General features: G+C 70.2%; 2 protein-coding genes. One reads left to right on the forward strand and one right to left on the reverse strand.

Annotation, left to right across the window (positions count from 1 at the left end; translation table 11 throughout):
* On the reverse strand, nt 1–437 hold a 437-nt coding region (locus tag FNH05_RS37175; protein WP_144593506.1), incomplete at its 3' end, for an MFS transporter.
* A 234-nt stretch (nt 438–671) separates the two neighbouring features.
* Between FNH05_RS37175 and FNH05_RS37180 the strand changes: the two genes are divergently transcribed.
* Nucleotides 672–1534, forward strand: an 863-nt coding sequence (locus FNH05_RS37180; protein WP_144593507.1) for a helix-turn-helix transcriptional regulator, incomplete at its 3' end; no start/stop codon positions are given.

Here is a 1534-nt window from a genome sequence, read left to right on the forward strand (position 1 = left end):
GAGGTGGTCATCAGCGACAGCGCGGCGGGGGTCACGGCGGCGGTGGCCAGCCCCTGGAAGACGCGGGCCGTGATCAGCATTTCCGGGTTCCGCGCCAGTCCGCCCATGAGCGAGGCCGCGCCCAGGACCACCAGGCCGGTGAGGAACAGACGGCGGCGGCCGAAAAGGTCCGCGACCCGGCCGAAGAGCAGGGTGAAGCCCGCCGCGCACAGCGCGAACGCGGTGGCGATCCACTGCAGATGCGCCAACGAAAAGCCCAGACCCTCACCGATCACCGGCAGCGCCACGTTCAGGATGGCGAAGTCCACGGCCAGCATGAACTGCGTTGCGAGCAGCAGTACCAGTACCAGCCTGAGCCGGGGGGTGAGCAGGGCCGATTGCGTGCCGACGGCAGGGCCGGGCGCGGTACCGGCCGTCTCCGTATCGGTGACAGACATGACGTCGAATCCCTTTCCTCATGGTTCCTGACACGCGGCGCGCTCGCTCGCGTGCGGTTACCGGAAAAAGGCTCGTCGGCGCCCGGATTCCCAGCCAGAACCCTGCCTTGCGCAGCCAGCGCGAGGGTAGTCATCAGAGGACCACCCTTACGGCTTCCCGGCCTTCAGGACCGGCGGGCATCATGGTGAAGTCAGTGGCCACGGCTGTGGCAGTCCGCCGACCTGGAGGCAGGAATGGACGCCTCGTCCGAGTTGGGAGAGTTCCTCAAGTCGCGCCGCGCCGCGCTGCGCCCCGAGGAAGTCGGTATCACCCCGCACCCGACCCGTCGCCGCGTCAGCGGGCTGCGCCGCGAGGAACTGGCGATGCTCGCCAACGTCAGCATCACCCACTACACCCGCCTCGAACAGGGCCGCACCGTCAGCGTCTCCGACGGCCTGCTGGAGGCGATCGCGCGCACCCTCCGCCTCACCGACGACGAGACGGTCCACCTGAAGGACCTCGCCCGCCCCGCTGCCGCGTCTTCCCGCCCGGCGCCGTCCCGGGTGGCGCACGCCAGCGGTTCGGCCCGGCAGCTGTTGGCGGCCATGACCGACGTCCCGGCACTCGTCCTGGACCGGCGCAACGACGTCCTCGCCTGGAATCGACTGGGCCACGCGCTGCTCGCCGGTCACCTGGCGCCCGCCGGCCCGGACACGCCCGCCACCCGCCCCAACCTGACCCGGATGCTGTTCCTGGACGAGCAGTACCGGCAGTTGTACGCGAACTGGCACGACCAGGCCCAACTCGCCGTGGCCTCGTTGCGCCTGGTCGCCGGTCGCCACCCCGACGACCGCTCCCTGGCCGAGCTCGTCGGTCACCTCACCATGAACTCTGACGAGTTCGCCTCGCTCTGGGCCCGGCACCCGGTGCGCACTTGCACCTCAGGGCTGAAGCACCTGCGTCACCCCCTGGTCGGTGCGATGGAGCTGAGTTTCGAGAACCTCGTCCTCCCCGGAACCTCAGGCCAGCACCTGATCACCTATACGGCCGAGCCCGGCTCGCCGTCGGAGGCGGCACTGCGGCTCCTGGGCAGCGCGACGGCTTCGGTGGCGCAGGA

Source organism: Amycolatopsis rhizosphaerae, from assembly GCF_007713715.1.
GTDB lineage: Bacteria > Actinomycetota > Actinomycetes > Mycobacteriales > Pseudonocardiaceae > Amycolatopsis_E > Amycolatopsis_E rhizosphaerae.